Below are 1,046 nucleotides of genomic sequence, written 5' to 3' on the forward strand. Positions count from 1 at the left end.
CTGTTCTTGCGGCCGAGGGGCCGGGATATCCGCCACCCGCACATCGATCCGGGTGGTGTCCGACAGGAGCCGCGCCGAGCCAAACTCCGTAAGCTCGTCGGGCCGGCGCAGAATGCCGCGGGCACGGGTGAATTGCCCCTCGTTGTCCCGATGCCAGATCTCGACCGAGAGATTGGCATCGAGGAAAAGAACCCCAAGCGCGTCTGCAAAGGCGGTCATCACGTCCGCTTGGCCGAGCGCAAAACCTGCGGCCGGGTGCAGATCGGCAGCGGGTTGCTCTCGATCTCGAGCCGCACCCATTCGTCGCGGTCGCGATCGGGGATCATCCGCGCATAGAGCGGAAGGCCCAGCGTGTTGACCGTCTCGAACGTGTCGGCCGGGGCGTAGTAGATCTCGAAGAGGCCCTCGACTCCTTCCGGGTAGAAATACGCCTTGTCGGTCGGCACGCCAAAGCCAAGCCCGCCCCGGTAGCGGCGGAAGGTGATGCCGCCGAAGCTGACCTCCTCCCCTACCCTGCCCCGCAGATCGGCCGCGGCTGCCGTGTTGAGATAGGTCTCGCGCACCTCCTTATGGGCCACGAGATCGGCAAAGAAGGCCGAGCCGCATTCGGCGCGCAGCTGCACCTGACCGGCAGCGAGGCCGCCAAGGCTGTCCTCGACGCTTTCGATCAGCGCCTGACAGCGTTTCCTGAGCGCGCCCGAGGCTGGCGTGGCATTGTCGAGATCAAAATCCACTTCCGCAGCCGGGGTGATACCGAACTCGGTGTAGTAGTTGATGACGGTAGCCCCGTCCTTCGGGTCCTTGACCACACCTTGGATGCCGTTGAAGAGGTGGAATTCGAAGGTGGCTTCGGCGTCATTCCTGAGCCGGCCCATCTTGCGCGCCACCTCGGTCTGCACCTGCTGGGTGGCGGTTTCCGAGCCGAAGTCGCGGATCCCCTGGATCTCGGCGGCCCAAAGCACGTCCTGTTTCTTGAACTGGCGGCAGACAAAGGCGCGCATGTCGCGACGTTCGGGGATCTGCTGTTCATAGGCAGAGCCCCTTTC

Annotated in this window: 2 protein-coding genes; both read right to left on the reverse strand. The window is 64.4% G+C overall.

Features of this window, described 5'->3' with window-relative positions:
• On the reverse strand, window positions 1-219 hold a 219-nt coding region (locus P0X85_RS15085; RefSeq protein ID WP_275815196.1), incomplete at its 3' end, for a head-tail joining protein.
• The coding region (locus P0X85_RS15090; RefSeq protein ID WP_275815199.1) for a major capsid protein at window positions 219-1,046 on the reverse strand (828 nt) is incomplete at its 5' end. The genes P0X85_RS15090 and P0X85_RS15085, both read right to left, overlap by 1 nt.

It is taken from the genome of Pseudothioclava nitratireducens, from assembly GCF_029210495.1.
In the GTDB taxonomy this organism is placed as follows: domain Bacteria; phylum Pseudomonadota; class Alphaproteobacteria; order Rhodobacterales; family Rhodobacteraceae; genus Pseudothioclava; species Pseudothioclava nitratireducens.